The sequence below is a fragment of the Nocardioides zeae genome (assembly GCF_010686755.1).
Classification (GTDB): Bacteria; Actinomycetota; Actinomycetes; order Propionibacteriales; family Nocardioidaceae; genus Nocardioides; species Nocardioides zeae.
The window spans coordinates 572456-590382 of the sequence record NZ_JAAGXA010000001.1 but is presented as its reverse complement, the minus strand read 5'-3'; the positions used below and the strand labels follow the sequence as shown (position 1 = coordinate 590382).

Genomic DNA, 17927 nt, shown 5'->3' with positions numbered 1-17927 from the left:
GCGTCGGTTCCGACCGGTCAGCCGACCCGGATGCTGAGCGTGCCGAAGGCCGGCGACACCGTCGCGCTGCCCTCGTAGTAGACGCTCGCCCGGTGCGTGCCCACCCGGCCCGGCTGCAGCGTGATCGTGGCGAGACCGCGGGTGGCGAAGACCCGGAAGGCCTTGCCGCCGTAGACCACGTTGACCCACCCGGTCGCCGGGAAGCCCGACGAGTTGCCGATGCGGATCGTCAGCGTGCCGCTGCGCCCGGCCGGCAGGGGCTGCGTGGCGCTCAGCAGCAGGTTGGTGCGGGCCTTGCCGACCTGGATGGTGACGCCGCCGTCGGCCGCCTGCGTGGTGGCGTCGCCGCTGTAGCGCACCAGCACGCGGTAGGACTTCGGCGTGAGCACGCGACGCGGCACCTCGACGACGGCCTTGCCGTCGACGACGTCCGCCGAGCCGATGATGCCGCCGTTCCAGTGGAGGTCGACCCGGCCGCCGGCCGCACCCTCGGTCTCGATCTGGACCGGGACGCGGACGACGTCGCCGTACGCGTTCTGCACCGTGCCCGGCGTGACGACCGTCGCGGGGGCCGGCTCGGCCTCGCCCACCGCGATGCCCACGACGTGCGGCTCGTGGTCGGAGGAGCGGTAGGCGTCCGGGGCGTAGAAGTCGGTCGCGTTGTAGTTGGACCGGCTGTACTCGTAGGCCACCGACTCGACCGCGTTGATCTCCCAGATGTCCGAGCCGGTCACCATCGCGGTGGCCGCCTCGTTCGCGAGCACGTGGTCGAGCGAACCGGACATGCCGCTGAAGCTGTAGCTCCACTCGCCCTCGGAGGCGATGTCGGTGAAGCCCTCGCCGTACAGCACCTGCAGCGGGTCCTCCTGGGTGTAGGAGTTGAAGTCACCCGTGAGGAAGACCGCCTCGGTGCCCGCCTCCGCCGCGAACTCCGCGGTGAAGTCGGCGAGCGACTCCGCCTGGCGGACGCGGTCGCCGTTCCAGGCACCCTGCTCCCCGTTGGCGTTGTCACCGCTGGACGGCGCGCCCGAGGTGCTCTTCGACTTGAAGTGGTTGACGATGACGGCGAACGCGTCATCGTCGGCGCCACCGGCCGGCTTGAACGCCTGGGCGAGCGGCTCGCGGGCGTTGAAGAAGACGGCCTCGTCGTCGTGGATGACGGAGTCGCCCACGGTCTCGACCGACGCCGGCTGGTAGATGAACGCCGTGCGGATGACGTCCTCGTCCGCGGGCACCGCCGCCGGCGAGGGCACGTAGGCCCAGTGGTCGGCGCCGGCCTGCTCGTTGAGCGCGGCGACGAGCGTCGCGAGCGCCTCGTCACGGTCGAGACCGAACGCGGCCGAGTTCTCGATCTCCTCGAGCGAGATCACGTCGGCGTCGATGGCGTTGATGGCGGCGACGATCTTCGCCTCCTGGCGCTCCAGGTTGGCCTGGTTGGCCGCGCCGCGGGGGCCGTTGGGGTCGCACCGGTCGTTGGTGACGTTCGCGCCCTCGCGGTCGGTGTAGTAGGTGCACGAGCGCCCGCTGCCGGCCACCGCCCACTCCTCACCGGTGGTCGTGAAGTAGTTGAGCACGTTGAAGGTCGCGAGCTGGAGGTCGCCGCCGACCTCCTCCGGGGCCGCGGTGCGCGTGTCCTCGAAGGTCGCCGGGGCGTCGCCCTCCGCGGTGAGCTGCTCGGTCGGCTGGTACTTCCAGGTGTTGTTGCGCCAGTCGATGACCACCGGGTCCGTGATCGTCGCCGTGGCGTTGACCCGCACGACGTCGCCGCCGCTGACCCACGGCAGCGGGATGGCCTTGTTGGTCGCGCTGCCCAGGAAGTTGGTGCTCGAGCCGTCGTCGATGGCGATCGCCCGCGCGGCGTTGTCCGCCTTGACGTCGTCGAGCTCCGGCGTACCCGGACGGGCCACCTCGGTCGGCGTGATGAGCGGGGTGTCGCCCACCGCGAGGCCGATCTCGCCGAAGTTGTTGAGGTTGAAGTTGTTGGAGACCGTGTAGGCCTCGGTCGGCAGGACGAGCTCGCCCTCGTACTGCTCGCGCAGCTCGGGCGCCGGGAGCACGAGCTCGCGCGGCTTGACCGCCTCTGCGGGCTCCGTGAGCACGGCCGTGCTGCCCTGCGAGGCGGCGCGGGCATCGACCCGCGTGAGCCCGTTGGACTCGGTCGGCAGGCCGACGACCTCGACGTGGTCGCCGATCTCCGGGTAGCTCACGCTCGACGAGCCCAGCCACACGAACACCGCGTCCGACGCGCCGCCCTCGGCCGGCTTCGGGTCGCCGCCCGTGCCGGCGGTCTGGAGGTAGAAGCCGTCGAACCCGCCGGTCGGGTACGACGCGGTGACGACGCCCCGCGTGCGCACGAGCGCGGTGCGGTCGAGCGGGGTCTCGGCGCCCGTGCCCTGGATCTCGGCGATCGTCACGTCGACCGGGTCGACGGGCTCGGGCTCGGGCTCCGGCTCGGGCTCCGGCGCGGGGCCCGAGTTCTGCGGGGTCGGGGCCGCGACCACGAAGTCGAGCGAGTTGTCGTCCCGGTCCTTGCCGTCCGCCGCGCGCTGCAGCGAGGTCGGGTTCGCCGGCGGAGCCGTGACCGGCGCGCCCTCGTAGGACGGGGACGTCGGCGAGGCGCCGAGGAAGTCGACGATGGGAGCGCCGGTGACGTTGCCGACGGGCGGGTTGAGCGCCGTGGTCGTGGAGGCGAGCCAGACCTGCCCACCGGTGGCCGACGCCGAGACGGTGCCCGTCGCGTCCGGGGTGGGGAGCGCCTTGGTGCCGCCGGTGCCCTTGGCCCACTGCACGAGGTAGTGGCCGCCGGCCGGGATCGAGCCGGTCAGCGGGGTGACCTGCGCCGCGCTCGTGCCCGCGTTGTTCCGGTACTGCACGGACCAACCGTCGAGCGAGACCGCGGCGTCCGTCGGGTTGTAGAGCTCCACGAAGTCGTGGGTGTACTCGGCGCCGCCGTTACCTCCACCCCCGTAGAACTCGGAGATGACGACACCGGAGCCGTCGAGGGCAGCGGCAGCGGAGCCGGCGGGCAGCACGGCCAGCGCCGAGGCGGCGAGGCCGAGACCGAGACCGGCGGCGAGGGCGCGGCGCGGCCGACGTGCCTCAGCGGGTGGACGTGACGGGGACGGGCGAGGAGAAGGTTCGAGCACGAGCGACCTTTCACGGGAACCGTGCCGCCACGACATCGGGGGTCGCGCGGCTGGACGACAACCGGTCCAGTCCACCCCGTACCGGTGGATGAAAGCAATGATTCGCAGTGAACGATCGGTAACGGTTCGGTCGAGACGTCCGTTGCAACGCAAGACGTCCGGACCGGGGCCGCTCTCTCAGCCCGCGTCCAGCGCGGGCTCAGGAACGCGGACCGGGCTCAGGCCCGCGCGGGCGCCCGCAGCAGGTGCCGCTGGCGGTAGAGGTCGCGGTAGAACTCGTAGCCGGACCACAGCGTCATGGCGACGGCCGCGGCGAGACCCACCTGCGCGACGTAGAACAGGACGAGACCGGGGACCTCGAGCCACCCGACGACGTCGCCGACCTGCAGCAGGGGCAGGCTCAGCGTGCCGAGCGCGACCCCCTGGAGCGCCGTCTTGATCTTGCCGCTCTGCTTCGCGGCGATCACGACCTGCTTGGCGACCGACAGGCGCAGCAGCGTCACGCTCCACTCGCGGACGAGCACGACGATCGCGACCCACCACCACACGTCGCCCACGATCGCCAGGCCGATGAAGGCCATGCCGGTGATCGCCTTGTCCGCGATGGGGTCCGCGATCTTGCCGAAGTCGGTCACGAGGTTGCGCGCCCGCGCGATGTCGCCGTCGATCTTGTCGGTGATCATGGCGACCGCGAAGATCACCCACGCCACCGTGCGCCACAGCACGGAGTCGCCGCCGTCGACGAGCAGCGCCCAGCCGAAGAACGGCACGAGCACGATGCGCAGCGTCGTCAACGCGTTCGGCAGGTTCCAGTTGCTGGGGCGGGTCGGCTCGACCGCACCCGTCGGCTCGTGGGTCATCGACGCCCTCCTGCGATCTCGGCCACCAGGTCGACACCCTCGCTCGCCACCACGACCGCCGGCACGAGGTCACCGACGCGCACGCCGACCGGCAGGTCGCCGTCGGCGGTCACGAGGGTCGTCGTGCCGTCGACCTCGGGTCCCTGGTGCGCGGCGCGACCCTCGGGCCCCTCCTCGTCGTCGAGGCGCTCGACGAGCACCTCGACGTGCTCGCCGACCCGCTCCTCGGCGCGCTGCGACGTGAGCTGCTCGACGAGGTCCGTGACGTGCTCGGTGCGTGCCCGCACCTCGTCGTCGTCGTGCTTGCCCTCGAACCCGGCGGCCTCCGTGCCGTCCTCGTCGGAGTAGCCGAACACGCCGGTCACGTCGAGGCGTGCCGCCTCGAGGAACGCGCAGAGGGTCTCGACGTCCTCCTCGGTCTCACCCGGGAAGCCGACGATGACGTTGGAGCGGATGCCGGCCTCCGGGGCCAGCGCCCGGATGCGCTCGAGCAGCGCGAGGAAGCTGTCGGGGTCGCCGAAGCGGCGCATGCGCCGCAGCACCGCGTTGCTGGCGTGCTGGAACGACAGGTCGAAGTACGGCGTGACCCCCGGCGTGGACGCGATGGCGCGGATGAGGCCCGGGCGGGTCTCGGCCGGCTGCAGGTAGGACACGCGCACCCGGGCGACGCCCTCGACGGCGGCGAGCTCGGGCAGGAGCGTCTCGAGCAGCTTCACGTCGCCGAGGTCCTTGCCGTACGACGTCGAGTTCTCGCTCACGAGGAACAGCTCGCGGACGCCCTGCTCGCCCAGCCAGCGCGCCTCGCCGAGCACGTCGGCGGGCCGACGGCTGACGAACGAGCCGCGGAAGCTGGGGATGGCGCAGAAGGTGCAGCGGCGGTCGCAGCCGCTCGCCAGCTTGAGCGGCGCCGTCGGTCCGCCGTCGAGCCGCCGTCGCACGGCCCGCGGGCCGCTCGCCGGTGCGGCTCCGAACGGCAGGTCGGGCGCGTGGCCCGGCACGCTGAGACCGCTGGTCACCATTGCCTCCGCACGCTCCACCGGGCTGATGGGGAGCAGCCGGCGACGGTCGGTCGGCGTGTGCGGGTGGTGCGCCTCGCCCGCGACGATGGCGCGCAGCCGCGCCGCGATGTCGGGGTAGTCGTCGAAGCCGAGGACCGCGTCGGCCTCGGGCAGGGAGTCGGCGAGCTCCGCGCCGTACCGCTCCGCGAGGCAGCCGACGGCCACCACGGCGCGGGTCGTGCCGCCCTCCTTGAGGTCGGCCGCCGCCAGGAGCGTGTCGACGGAGTCCTTCTTCGCGGACTCGACGAAGCCGCACGTGTTGACGACGACCGTGTCGGCCGCGTCCGGGTCGTCCACCAGGCGGAAGCCACCCGCCTCGAGACGCCCGGCCAGCTCCTCGGAGTCGACCTCGTTGCGGGCGCAGCCGAGGGTCACCATGGCGACCGACAGCGGCTCGGCGCCGTCGGCGGCGGTGGGGCGGGAGGGCGCGGTGGAAGCAGTCATGATCCCGTCGAGTATGCCCGCACGCGCGGGGCGGCGTCGAAACGGCGCCGCCCCACGGGTGCGGGGACGCGACCGACGCGGACGGCGGTCAGGACAGGGACCGCTGCACGGGCTCGCCGGCCTCGCCCAGCGGACTCGGGTCGCGCCCGTCGATGGACGCGGCGACCGCACCGTCGGAGCTCGAGATGCGCACGGGCGGCGTCGCCCGGACGGCCTGCGTGGCCCCCGGCTCCAGCCGGCCCTGCCACACGACCGCACCGGCGGCGTCGCGCACCGTGACGTCGGCCGCCTGCTCACCCGCCACCAGCTCGACGTCGAGGGGCGTCGCGACGCTCCCCGACGACAGGCCGGCCTGCTCGCCGGCCGTCCCCTCGCTGCCGGCCGGCCGCTCGAAGAGGAACTGCGCGACCGCCCAGAGGAGCACGACGGACATGACGGCGGCCACCAGCACCGACCAGTTCGGGCCTCCCCGCGTCGCGCGCAGCGACCCGCCCGGCACCGTGGCCAGCTCGGCCTCGAACACGCGACGCGCGTCGATGGGGGCGGCGGCGTAGCGCTCGTCGTACTGCTCCACCAGCGGCTGCGGCTCCACCCCCAGCACGCGGCCGAGGGTGCGCAGGTGGCCCCGCGCGTAGAAGTCGCCGCCGCACGGCCCGAAGTCGTCGACCTCGATGGCCTCGATGACGTGCGGGCGGATCCGGGTGCGCTCGGCGACCTGGTCGACGCTGAGGCCGAGCCGTCGACGCGCCTCGGTCAGCACCGGACCGACGACCGGGTCGGGCACGGGATCGGGCTCGGGCTCGGGCTCGGGCTCGGGCGGGACGATGCCGAGGGGCCCGGTCGCTCCGTCGTGGGGGTCGCGGACCTCGTACGCCGCGAGGCCGGGCTCGTCGGGACGGCGGAGGTACGCCGCGGCCTCAGGCAGGCCGGGCAGCCCGGACGGCCCGGTCTCGGGGGTGTCCACACGGGCCGACGCGGGCAGGTCGAGCACGGCCTCCTCGCGGCGCAGCACCTCCGCCCGCACGGCGACGCGCGGCTCGCGCAACGGCGACGGGGTGGGCGAGGCAGGTGCGGCCGGCGCGGCAGCGGGCTCGTCGCCCGGGTCCTGGAGGTCCTCGTGCTGCTCGTCGCGCGGGTCGTCGTCGGCGGGCTCCGCGCGACGGGCGTCCCGTCGCTCGCCGACACGGGCGAGCACGGCTGCGGCCCAGGGCCGGAGCCGCTGGGCGGCGGTCACGACGGGCGAGGGTGCGTCCTTCGTCCCGTCCTCGCCCTCGTTCTCCGTCTCGTCCTCGTCCTCGTCCTCGAGCACGTGCTCCTCGACGACCGGGGCCGGGTCAGTGGCCGCGCGGTCCGTGCCGACGTCGATCGTCTCGACCGTCTCCTCGACCGGCGCCTCGTCCGGGGTCTCGACCGACTCCTCGACCGGCGCCTGGACCACCTGCACCGGCACCTCGGGGTCGGCCAGCGACCGGACCGCCTCGGCGAGGTCCACCGCGCCCGTCACCTTGGTGGACAGCCCGACGGGCAGGGCGAACGAGCCGCCGTACCAGCGTCGTGCGAGGAAGGCGTGCCAGCGTGCGCTGCCGTCGAGGGCGCCGACGACCTCGTCGGTGTCGAACGGCACCACGACGAGGCGGCCGTCGCGCAGCAGGCCCTGGCGGGGAGCGAGCTCGACGCGGTCGACGCTCTCCCACGGCAGGCCCTGCCAGGTGCGCCCGAGACGCATGCGCACGCCCTGCGCGTCGACGACCGCGAGCGGCACGCGTGCGTCCACGAACGCGGTCAGGTAGGCGAGGGCGACGAGCGCGAGGAAGCCCGTGAGGGACCACGCCAGCGCTCCCCCGTCCGCGGCGGCACGGCTGAGCCACGCCACGGCGAGGCCGGCGGCGGCGAGACCGACGACCCCGGCGACGAGACCGCTGCGCCGGAGCTCGACGGCCGCTCCGGCCGCGAGGTCGCGATCGAGGTCGTCGGAGACGACGCCGAACATCTCCCAGTCGGGTCGTCGCGGCAGGTTGAGGCCGAACGGGTCGCGCCGGGTGCCCTGGGCCGCGGCCTCGGGACCGCCGTGCGGGTTCTCGATCGTCTCGTGCTGGCTCACTGCTCCCCCTGCAACGTCAGGATCACGCCGTCGATCTCGTCGGGCTTGACGAGCACGTCCCGAGCCTTGGAGCCCTCGCTGGGTCCGACGACCCCGCGGCTCTCCAGGATGTCCATGAGGCGCCCGGCCTTGGCGAAGCCGACCCGCAGCTTGCGCTGCAGCATCGACGTCGAGCCGAACTGGGTCGACACGACGAGCTCGATGGCCTGGATGACCAGGTCCATGTCGTCGCCGATGTCGTCGTCGAGCTCGCGCTTGCTCTGCGCCGGCGCCGTGACGTCCTCGCGGTAGGTCGGCTCGAGCTGCGCCCGGCAGTGCTTCACGACCTGGGCGATCTCGCCCTCACCGACCCACGAGCCCTGCACGCGGATCGGCTTCGACATGCCCATCGGCAGGAAGAGCCCGTCACCCTGGCCCACGAGCTTCTCGGCCCCGGGCTGGTCGAGGATGACGCGGCTGTCGCCGAGCGACGACGTCGCGAACGCCAGCCGCGAGGGCACGTTGGCCTTGATGAGACCGGTCACGACGTCCACCGAGGGACGCTGCGTCGCCAGCACCAGGTGGATGCCGGCGGCGCGGGCGAGCTGGGTGATGCGCACGACCGCGTCCTCGACGTCCCGCGGGGCGACCATCATCAGGTCGGCGAGCTCGTCGACGATGACGAGCAGGTAGGGGTACGGCGTGAGCACGCGCTCGCTGCCCGGGGGCACCTCGATCTTGCCGGCCCGCACGGCCTTGTTGAAGTCGTCGACGTGGCGGAAGCCGAAGTTGGCGAGGTCGTCGTAGCGCAGGTCCATCTCGCGCACGACCCAGGCCAGCGCCTCGGCCGCCTTCTTCGGGTCCGTGATGATGGGCGTGATGAGGTGCGGGATCCCCTCGTAGGCGTTCAGCTCCACCCGCTTCGGGTCGACCATGATCATGCGCACCTCGTCGGGCGTGGAGCGCATGAGGATCGACGTGATCATCGAGTTGATGAAGCTCGACTTTCCGGAGCCGGTGGCGCCCGCCACGAGCAGGTGGGGCATCTTCGCCAGGTTCGCGACGACGAAGCCACCCTCCACGTCCTTGCCGAGGCCCGCGATCATCGGGTGCGGCTCGGAGCGTGCCGTGCTCGAGCGGAGCACGTCGCCGAGCGAGACGATCTCCTTGTCGAGGTTGGGGATCTCGACGCCCACCGCGGACTTGCCCGGGATGGGGCTGAGGATCCGCACGTCGGCCGAGGCGACGGCGTACGCGATGTTCTTCTGGACGTTGAGGATCTTCTCGACCTTGACGCCCGGTCCGAGCTCGACCTCGTAGCGCGTCACCGTCGGGCCCCGGGTGTAGCCGGTGACCTGCGCGTCGATGTTGAACTCGTCCATCACCTGCGTGAGGCGCTCGACGACGGCGTCGGAGGCCTTCGAGCGCGCCTTGTGCGGCGAGCCCTCCTTCAGCATCTCGCTGGCGGGCAGCGAGTAGGCGATGTCACCCGAGATCGAGAGCTGCTCGACCCGCGGCGGCAGCTGGGCGTGCGGGGGCGGCTCGAGGGCACCGTCGTCGTCGCGCGCCGAGGACCGGCCCGGGACCGCTGCGGCGGCGGCGCCCGCGGTGGTCGCGGCCGGCGCGGCGCGGTCCGGGGTCGGGGTCGAGGGCGCCTCCGGGGCGTCGTCGAAGACGCCCTGGGCGAAGTCGAGGGCGTCGGGACCGACGTCGGCGACGAGCGCCGCCTCGGCCTCCTCGGCCGCGGCGCGCTCCTCGCGCTCGGCCTTGAGCCGGGCGCGGCGCTCCTTGCGGCTCTCCGCGTCCGTGACGAGCGGCGTGTCGTAGGCCGGGTCCCCCGCGTCGAGGTCCACGTCCTCGTCCGCCGCGGAGCGCTCGGCGCGGCCGTCGTGGCCGGGGGCGCCGAGCAGGCGGTCGCGCGCCTCCCGCAGGCGGGCGGGGATCTGGTAGACGGGCGTCGCCGTGATGATGAGGACTCCGAAGAACCCGAGCAGGGCGAGGAGCGGCACGACCACCCACGGCGTGCGCAGCAGGTCGAGCAGCAGGCTGGAGACGACGAAGCCGACGGCGCCACCGGCCTGCTGGAGGTCGTCGGTGTCACCGAGGACGGGCTCGGGGTTGCCGTTGGCGATGTGCACGATGCCGAGGAGCCCGAAGGAGAGGGCGGTCCAGCCGATGACCTGGCGTCCCACCGGGCCGTTGCGCTCCGGGTCGCGCATGTTGCGCCACCCGACGTAGACCAGCGCCAGCGGCACGAACCCGGCCAGCTTGCCGACCGAGCCCGCGACCATGGTGCGCACCGTGTCGAGGGCCGCCCCCGAGAACTGCCACCAGACGGCGCCGGCCACGACGACCGCGAGACCGAAGAACGCGAGCCCGACACCGTCGCGCCGGTGCTCGGGCTCCACCTCGCGTGCCGCGTGGCCGACGCTGCGCGCCGCCCCGCCGACGGCACCCGCGAGGCCGAGCCAGGCCGCGACGATCCCGCGTCCGATCAGCGCGAAGAAGCGCAGGACCGGACCGGGGCCGCTGCGCACCGCCCGGGGAGCGGGGCGCGCCGGAGCACGCTTCGCGCTGCCACCTCGGGCGTTGACGGAACGGGTGGACTTGCCGGCACTCCGGGCGCGAGACCCCGAGCCGCCCTTGGACGCACCCGTGCGGGATGCGCCGTTGCGGGACGTGCTCGAGCTTCGCGACCCCGGCGGGGAAGACGTACGGGTCGCCATGCTCGTGACCCTAGGCGATCGTCACACCCGCACCACGCTTCACTCCAGGCGTGTCGCGCCCCGGTCCTGTGGACCGGGCCACCGCGTGGTACGGCCCAGGTCCGACCCAGGTCCGACCCAGGTCCGACCCGGGTCAGAGGCCCGCGTCGGCGACGGCCGCCAGCCACGGGGCGACGACGAGCCACGTCGGCAGCACGAGCACCGCGAGCGAGACGACGACCAGGGCCGGTCCCTGCGGTCGCGGCGGCGCCGGGTCGCCCAGCACCTCGATGCGCGCGGCCAGGTCGGAGGTCGTCCCGGACCCCGCCCCCATGGCGGCCGCCGGCGCGCGCGACTCGGCGAGCTGCACGAGCGCCTGGGCGAGCGGGCGGCGTCCGGCGGCCCGCGCCGCGGCCCGGTCGGCGCACATCTCGACGAGGAGCCGCACCTCGGCCAGGGCCCGCGCGCTCGAGACCCACCGCGGGAAGGCCCGGTGCAGCACGTCGAAGAACTCGACGACGAGGTCGTGGCGGAACTTGAGGTGCGCCCACTCGTGCGCCAGCACCGCACCCACCTCGTCGACGTCGAGCCGCTCGATGAAGCCGGCCGACACGACGACGCGCGAGCGGTGGATGCCGGGCAGGCAGTAGGCCACCGGGGCGTCGTCGTCGAGCACGCGGACCCCGTCGTCCTGCACCCTGCCGAGGAGGTCGACCTGGTCGGCGTGGCGGCGACGGATGCGCCGCAGGCTGGCCCCGACCCGGTGCGCGCTCACCAGGAGCCGCCCGGCGACGAGGCCGGTGACGCCGAGCGCGACGGCGGCCACGGCGTACTCCGCCGCCCCCGGCATGCGGCCGCTGCCGTCCTCGACGAGCACGTGGGCGGTGACCAGCGCCAGCGTCGAACCGAGGGCCGCGAGGACGGCGGCGAGGGCGACGGCCTGCCAGAGCAGCAGCGCGGCGTACGGCGTGCGGCGCAGCACGTGGGCACGCGCCAGCAGCGCCGGCACGGGGCCGGCGAGCACCACGGCGAGCGCGCCGAGCACGAGCGGGGTCACGGGTCCAGCCTGCCTCAGACGCCCGAGGGAGGAGGGTCGCGGTCGTCGGGGATGCGGGCGAGGGCGTCGCGCAGCGCCTGGAGCTCCTCGGCGCTGGCGTCGCCGACGAACGCGACGAGAGCACCCGTGCGGTCGTCGGAGCCGAGGTCGTCGAGCGTCGTGCGCATGAGCGAGGCGGTCATCTCGCCGCGGGAGGCGCTGGCGCGGTAGCGGTAGGCGCGGCCGTCGCGCTCCTGCACGACGAGCTCCTTGCGCGCCAGGCGGTCCATGACCGTCATGACGGTCGTGTAGGCGACCTCGCGCTGCGCGGACACCTCCTCGTGCACGTCGCGGACGGTGACCGTCTCGTCGACGGACCGGGACCAGAGGACGTCCATCACGGCGCGCTCGAGATCACCGAGCGCCGACCTTGAGGAGTTCTTGCGAGACGAGGGCACGGGAGAAGTGTACCGACGATCTCGGTTGGTACTACGATCTGTAGTAACTACTACGCAACGTCGTAGAAGTCGGACGGGGAAGAGCCCCGCCCGTGCCCTGGCCCCCAGGAGGACCGAGCAATGGAGCTCGTCGACATCGCACGGTGGCAGTTCGGCATCGTCACCGTGTACCACTTCCTGTTCGTACCGCTCACGATCGGGCTGACGCTCGTCGTGGCGATCTTCGAGACGTTCTGGTTGCGCACCAAGAACCCCGACTACCTACGCCTGACGAAGTTCTTCGGGAAGCTCTTCCTCATCAACTTCGCGCTCGGCCTCGTCACCGGCATCGTGCAGGAGTTCCAGTTCGGGATGAACTGGTCCGACTACTCGCGCTTCGTCGGCGACGTCTTCGGTGCGCCGCTCGCGATCGAGGGCCTCCTGGCCTTCTTCCTGGAGTCGACCTTCCTGGGCCTCTGGATCTTCGGCTGGGACAAGCTCCCCCGCGCCGTGCACGCCGCGTGCATGTGGATCGTCCACCTCGGCGTGCTGGCCTCGTCCTGGTTCATCCTCGCGGCGAACTCCTGGATGCAGCACCCCGTCGGCTACGACTACAACCCCGAGACGGGGCGCGCCGAGCTGACCGACTTCGCCGCCGTGATGTTCAACAAGGTGCAGCTCGTCACGTTCCCGCACGTCGTGCTCGCGGCGTACATGACCGCCGCCGCCTTCGTGATCGGCGTGAGCGCCTGGCTGTACGTCTCGAAGCGCCACGGCAGCCGCGTGGCCACCGAGGAGGAGGTCGGCGCCGGCGAGGCGGAGGCCATCGCCGCGACCGCGCGCTCCGACCGCGAGATGTACCGGAAGGGCATGCGCATCGCCGCCGTCCTCATGGCGGTCGCCGGCATCGGCGTCGTCGTCTCCGGCGACGTCCAGGGCAAGGTCATGACCGAGGTGCAGCCCATGAAGATGGCCGCCGCCGAGGCGCTCTACGAGACCGAGGACTCCTGCGCCCCCTTCTCCGTCTTCACCATCGGCACCCCCGACGGCCAGCACGAGAAGTTCGCCGTGACCGTGCCCTGCCTGCTCTCCTTCCTCGGCACCGGCACCTTCGACGGCGAGGTCAAGGGCATCAACGACCTGCGCGAGACCTACGCCGAGCAGTACGGCGCGGACCCGGGCGCGACGTACTACACGCCCGGCGACTACGTGCCCAACATCCCCGTCACCTACTGGACCTTCCGCTGGATGATGGGCTTCGGCGCCCTCGGTGCGGCCGGCTCCGTGCTGGTGCTGTGGCTGACCCGCCGCAAGCGTGACGAGACCGTCGGCGCCGCGTGGATCGGCCGGGTCGGGATCGCCCTGCCCGTCGCCCTCGTCGCCGCCAACTCGATGGGGTGGATCTTCACCGAGATGGGCCGGCAGCCGTGGGTCGTCTTCGGCCTCATGACGACCGAGCAGGGCGTCTCCCCCGGCGTCAGCATCACCGAGGCGCTCATCTCGGTGGTCGCGCTGACGAGCCTCTACGCCGTGCTCGCGGTGGTCGAGATGAAGCTGCTCGCGAAGACCGTCAGGAAGGGCCCGGAGCCGTTCGTCGAGCCGCCGGACCCCGGCAGCGACGACCACGACGCCGACGCGCCCCTCACGTTCGCCTACTGAGCAGGATCGAGGAGACCACCATGTTCGGACTCGAGCTCACCACCGTCTGGTTCGTGCTCATCGCCGTCCTCTGGATCGGCTACTTCGCCCTCGAGGGCTTCGACTTCGGCGTCGGCATGCTGGTGCCGGTGCTCGCCCGCGACGAGACCGAGCGGCGCGTCATGATCAACACCGTCGGCCCGGTCTGGGACGGCAACGAGGTCTGGCTCCTCGTCGCCGGCGGCGCGACGTTCGCGGCGTTCCCCGAGTGGTACGCCACGTTGTTCAGCGGGTTCTACCTGCCGCTCCTGCTCATCATCGTCGCGCTGATCCTGCGCAACCTGTCCTTCGAGTACCGCCACAAGGGCGACACGGCCGCCTGGCGCGCCCGGTGGGACGCCGCGCTGATCGGCGGCTCGTTCCTCACCGCCTTCCTGTGGGGCGTCGCGTTCGCCAACATCGTGGCCGGCGTCCCGATCGACGCCGACAAGGAGTTCACCGGCAACCTGTTCACCCTGCTGAACCCCTTCGGGCTGCTCGGCGGCGTCGTCCTCGTCCTGCTCTTCCTCACCCACGGCGCCATGTTCGTGGCCCTCAAGACGGACGGCGAGATCCGGCACCGGGCACGCGCCCTGGCCGTGCGGATCGGGTTGGCCGCGGCCGTGGTGGCCGTCGTCTTCCTCGTCTGGACACAGGTGCAGACCGGGTCGGTCGGGTCGGCCGTCGCCTTCGTCGTCGCCGCCGTGTGCCTCCTGGCCGGCATCGGGGCGGCCGCTGCCGGACGCGAGGGCTGGGCGTTCCTCGGCACGTTCCTCACCATCGCGCTGGCGGTCGGCGGGCTCTTCCTCGCCCTCTTCCCCGACGTGATGCCGTCGACCACGAGCGCCGCCTTCTCGCTGACGACGACCAACGCGGCCGCGACGCCCTACACGCTCGAGATCATGACCTGGGTCGCGGTCGCCTTCACGCCCATCGTCATCGGCTACCAGACGTGGACGTACTGGGTGTTCCGCAAGCGCATCTCCACCCACCACATCCCGACCGCCGACCTCGCCGCCGCGCGCGGCTGACCCGGCAGCGACCCAGGAGCCGGCGATGAAGCCCCTCGACCCGCGGGTGCTCCCCCACCTCGCACCGGCCCGCGCACCCCTCGCGGTGGTGGTCGCCGGCAGCGTGCTCGGCGCGGCACTGCTCGTCGGGCAGGCCCTGGCGCTGGCGGCCACGGTCGCCCGCCTGGTGGCCGACCCGGCGGGTGCGGCGTGGCACCTCCCCGCGGTGCTGTTCGTGGCGGTCGTGCTCGGGCGCGCGGCGCTGGCGACGGTGACGGACGTCGCCGCCGCCCGCGCCGCCGCACTCGTGGGGGTCCGCCTGCGGGACGTCGTGCTCGCGGCCGCGCTCGCCCGACGTCCCGAGGACGGCGGCGCACGGCGCGGCCTGGGTGCCGACGGCCTGCTGGCGACCCGCGGCGTGGCGGCGGTCGAGCCCTACCTCACGCGCTACCTCCCCGCCCTCGTGCTGGCCGTCGTGCTGCCGGTCGTGACGCTGCTGGCGATCACCTCGCTCGACTGGCTCTCCGGGCTGATCGTCGCGCTCACGCTCCCCCTCCTGCCGGTCTTCGCGATCCTGATCGGGATGAGCACGCGCGAGCGGGCGGAGCGGCAGTGGCGGGTGCTCGGCCAGCTCGCCGGTCACTTCGTCGACGTCGTGCGCGGCCTGCCCACGCTCGTCGTCCACCGCCGCGCCCGGGCGCAGGCGCCGCGGATCCGGGAGGTCACCGACCGCTACCGGCGCGCGAACACCGACGTGCTCAAGCTGGCGTTCGCCTCGTCGGCGGCGCTCGAGCTGATCGCGACCATCTCCGTCGCCCTCGTCGCCGTCGCGGTCGGGCTCCGCCTCGCCGGCGGCGGCCTCGGGCTGGAGACGGCGCTGGCCGTCCTGCTGCTGGCGCCCGAGGCCTACTGGCCGCTGCGGCGCGTCGGGGCCGAGTTCCACGCGGCGGCGGAGGGTACCGCGACCTTCGAGGCGATCCACGACCTGACCGCCGGACGGCGCGACGCGGGCGGGCGCGCCGCCGATGTCTCCCTGGCCGGCGACATCCGGGTCGAGACGCTGCGGGTGCGGCGCGGGGACCGTGAGGAACCCGTCCTCGACGACCTCACGGTCACGATCCCGCGGCGGGGCCTCACCGTCGTCACCGGACCGTCGGGCTGCGGCAAGTCGACCCTGCTCGAGGCCCTCCGCGGCGAGCTCGACCACGAGGGCACCGTGCTCGTCGGGGGCACCGACCTCGCCGGTGTCGACCCCGACGCGTGGCGACGCCACGTCGCCCTCGTCGGGCAGCGCCCCTGGCTGCTCGACGCCTCCGTCGGCGCCAACGTGCGCCTCGGCCGCCCCGACGCCGACGACGCCGCGGTCTGGGACGCCCTGCGCCGGGTGGGGCTGGACGACGTCGTCCGGGCGCTCCCCGGCGGGCTCGACACGCCGCTGGGCGAGGACGGCGACGGCCTCTCCGCGGGCCAGCGGGCGCGGCTCGCGCTCGCCCGCGTCGTGCTGGCCGATCGGCCCTACGTGCTGCTCGACGAGCCGACCGCCCACCTCGACGCAGCGACCGAGGAGGTCCTCGTTGAGGTGGTGCGCGACCTGGCGCGCACCCGTTGCGTCGTCGCGGTGGCCCACCGGCCGGCCCTCGTCGCGGCGGCGGACCACCACGTCGCGCTCCGGGGCCGCTCCGGCGCGAGCGAGGCGCGCGGCGAGGTGGCGGCGGCGGGTGCGCCGCGGCGTACCGCTCCGGCGCCCACCGCCCCTGTCGCGGAGGGTCCCGCGAGCGTCGCCCCGCCGGCGGCGGGGCGGGTGGGCCTCCGCTGGACCGCCGCCGTCGTCCTCGGCGTGCTGTCGTCGCTCTTCGGCGTCGCGCTCACGGCGACCGCCGGCTGGCTCATCGTGCGCGCCTCGGAGCAGCCGCCCGTGCTCATGCTGATGGTGGCGATCGTGGGGGTGCGGGCGTTCGGGCTGGGCCGCCCGGTGTCCCGGTACGCCGAGCGCCTGGTCTCCCACGACGTGGGCCTCCGCGAGCTGGCCGAGCGGCGGGCCCGCGTCTACGACGTGCTCGTGCCGCTCGTTCCCGGCCGGCTCGGGGGCCGGAGGCGCGGGGACCTCCTGACGAGCGTGGTCGACGACGTCGACAGCCTGCTGGACGACCGCCTGCGGGTGCGGATGCCCGTGCTCACCGCCGTCGGCGTGCTCGCCGCGACCACCCTCGTCGCGGCACCCGTCCTGCCCGCGGGCGCCCTGGTGGCCGTCGGGCTCGCGGCCGTCGCGGGCGTCGCGACGTGGGCGACGGCGCGCTTCGGCGTCGCCGCCGGCGCTGACCGCGTCGTCGCCGCCCGGGCCGCGGTGGCCCGCCACGCGCTGACCACCCTCGACGACGCCCGCTCGCTCGTCGCCTGGCAGGCGGACGGCGACGCCCGCCGGGTCGTGCAGGCAGCCGGGACCGAGCTGGGACGCGCGACCACGCGGTCGGCGGCCTGGGCAGCGGTCGCCCGGGCGTGGCCGTTCGTCGGCGCGGCCGTCTCCGTCGTGCTCGTCGCACGGCTCGGGGCCGACGCGCTCGCCGCCGGCGAGGTCGGTGCCCCCGTGCTGGCGCTCTTCCTGCTCCTGCCCCTGGCCCTCGTCGACGTCGTCGCGCCGCTGGCCGACGCGGGCGTGCTCGGGGTGACGACCCGGGCGGCCCGACGGCGCCTCGACGCGCTCGAGGACCTGGAACCGGCGGTCGCCGTGCCGGTGACGCCCGCCCCGCTCCCCGTCGGGCCGGGCGCGGACGACGTCGAGCTCGACGGGGTGGCCGCTGCGTGGGAGCCGGGACGGACCGCCGTCGCCGGGCTCGACCTCGCCCTGCCCGCCGGGAGCCACGTGGGGCTCGTCGGCCCGTCGGGCTGCGGCAAGTCGACCGTCGCGGCGCTGCTCGTGCGCTTCCTCTCCCCCACGGCCGGCACCCACCGGATCGGGGATGCGGACGTCGAGGCGCTGGATCCCGACGACGTACGCCGCCGCGTCGGGCTCGTCGACGACGACCCCTACCTGTTCGCCTCGACCGTGGCGGAGAACGTGCGTCTCGCGCGCCCGTCCGCGACCGACGCCGAGGTGCGGGGCGCCCTCGACGCGGCACGGCTCGACCTCTGGCTCGCCGACCTCCCGGAGGGTCTCGCGACGCGGATCGGGGACGGCGGCGTCGGGGTCTCCGGCGGTGAGCGGGCGCGGATCGGACTCGCCCGGGCGCTCCTGGCCGACACCGCCGTGCTCGTCCTCGACGAGCCCACCGCCCACCTCGACACCGCCACCGCGCGGGCGGTCACCGACGACCTCCTCGCTGCGTGCGCGGGCCGGTCGGTCGTGTGGATCACGCACGACGCGATCGGCCTCGACCGGATGGACCGGGTGGTCGCGCTCGGATCGGCGCCCGTGCCGAGCCTGGTGGACTAGCGCACGGTCCGCCCTCCTTGCCGGTCGACGGCCTGCCACTGGCA

10 protein-coding genes are annotated in these 17927 nt (G+C 73.8%); 3 read left to right on the top strand and 7 right to left on the bottom strand.

Annotated elements, in window-relative coordinates:
* Nucleotides 1–17 precede the first annotated feature (17 nt).
* The 7 genes from G3T38_RS02825 to G3T38_RS02795 all read right to left on the bottom strand — a co-directional run bounded on the left by G3T38_RS02825 (nucleotide 18) and on the right by G3T38_RS02795 (nucleotide 11787).
* Complete coding sequence (locus tag G3T38_RS02825) at nucleotides 18–3146, bottom strand: ExeM/NucH family extracellular endonuclease (protein ID WP_163770521.1); 3129 nt, start codon at nucleotides 3144–3146, stop codon at nucleotides 18–20.
* A gap of 218 nt (nucleotides 3147–3364) precedes the next feature.
* On the bottom strand, nucleotides 3365–4006 hold the full coding sequence (gene pgsA, locus G3T38_RS02820; RefSeq protein WP_163770520.1) for a CDP-diacylglycerol--glycerol-3-phosphate 3-phosphatidyltransferase: 642 nt from the start codon (nucleotides 4004–4006) through the stop codon (nucleotides 3365–3367).
* The gene (gene rimO, locus G3T38_RS02815) at nucleotides 4003–5454 is read right to left on the bottom strand and encodes a 30S ribosomal protein S12 methylthiotransferase RimO (protein WP_241728443.1); all 1452 of its coding nucleotides are present in this window, start codon (nucleotides 5452–5454) and stop codon (nucleotides 4003–4005) included. Before rimO ends, pgsA begins: the two co-directional genes overlap by 4 nt.
* A gap of 142 nt (nucleotides 5455–5596) precedes the next feature.
* Complete coding sequence (locus G3T38_RS02810; RefSeq protein WP_163770518.1) at nucleotides 5597–7609, bottom strand: RodZ domain-containing protein; 2013 nt, start codon at nucleotides 7607–7609, stop codon at nucleotides 5597–5599.
* On the bottom strand, nucleotides 7606–10314 hold the full coding sequence (locus tag G3T38_RS02805) for an FtsK/SpoIIIE family DNA translocase (protein WP_174267481.1): 2709 nt from the start codon (nucleotides 10312–10314) through the stop codon (nucleotides 7606–7608). The genes G3T38_RS02810 and G3T38_RS02805 overlap by 4 nt, the downstream gene beginning before the upstream one ends.
* 133 nt (nucleotides 10315–10447) lie before the next feature.
* Nucleotides 10448–11350: a M48 family metalloprotease gene (locus tag G3T38_RS02800; protein WP_163770517.1), complete on the bottom strand. Its 903-nt coding sequence runs from the start codon at nucleotides 11348–11350 to the stop codon at nucleotides 10448–10450.
* 14 nt (nucleotides 11351–11364) lie between these two features.
* Nucleotides 11365–11787 (bottom strand): BlaI/MecI/CopY family transcriptional regulator, encoded by a 423-nt coding sequence (locus G3T38_RS02795; protein WP_338037420.1) that lies wholly within the window; start codon nucleotides 11785–11787, stop codon nucleotides 11365–11367.
* Between the two features lie 120 nt (nucleotides 11788–11907).
* On the opposite strand from G3T38_RS02795, the gene G3T38_RS02790 reads away from it, so the two are divergent.
* From G3T38_RS02790 to cydD, 3 genes are read left to right on the top strand one after another with little or no spacing between them, the layout of a single operon-like run.
* On the top strand, nucleotides 11908–13425 hold the full coding sequence (locus tag G3T38_RS02790; protein ID WP_163770516.1) for a cytochrome ubiquinol oxidase subunit I: 1518 nt from the start codon (nucleotides 11908–11910) through the stop codon (nucleotides 13423–13425).
* 20 nt (nucleotides 13426–13445) lie between these two features.
* Nucleotides 13446–14474 carry a cytochrome d ubiquinol oxidase subunit II gene (gene cydB / locus G3T38_RS02785; protein ID WP_163770515.1) on the top strand — a complete coding sequence of 343 codons (1029 nt, stop codon included), beginning with the start codon at nucleotides 13446–13448 and terminating at the stop codon, nucleotides 14472–14474.
* A gap of 25 nt (nucleotides 14475–14499) precedes the next feature.
* The gene (gene cydD / locus G3T38_RS02780) at nucleotides 14500–17883 is read left to right on the top strand and encodes a thiol reductant ABC exporter subunit CydD (RefSeq protein ID WP_163770514.1); all 3384 of its coding nucleotides are present in this window, start codon (nucleotides 14500–14502) and stop codon (nucleotides 17881–17883) included.
* The last annotated feature ends 44 nt before the right edge of the window (nucleotides 17884–17927 follow it).

What these genes read in the sequence shown, in the direction of transcription:
- pgsA (WP_163770520.1), bottom strand. Translation starts at nt 4,006, where the DNA reads ATGACCCACGAGCCGACGGGTGCGGTCGAGCCGACCCGCCCCAGCAAC.
- G3T38_RS02805 (WP_174267481.1), bottom strand. Translation starts at nt 10,314, where the DNA reads ATGGCGACCCGTACGTCTTCCCCGCCGGGGTCGCGAAGCTCGAGCACG.
- G3T38_RS02790 (WP_163770516.1), top strand. Translation starts at nt 11,908, where the DNA reads ATGGAGCTCGTCGACATCGCACGGTGGCAGTTCGGCATCGTCACCGTG.
- cydB (WP_163770515.1), top strand. Translation starts at nt 13,446, where the DNA reads ATGTTCGGACTCGAGCTCACCACCGTCTGGTTCGTGCTCATCGCCGTC.
- cydD (WP_163770514.1), top strand. Translation starts at nt 14,500, where the DNA reads ATGAAGCCCCTCGACCCGCGGGTGCTCCCCCACCTCGCACCGGCCCGC.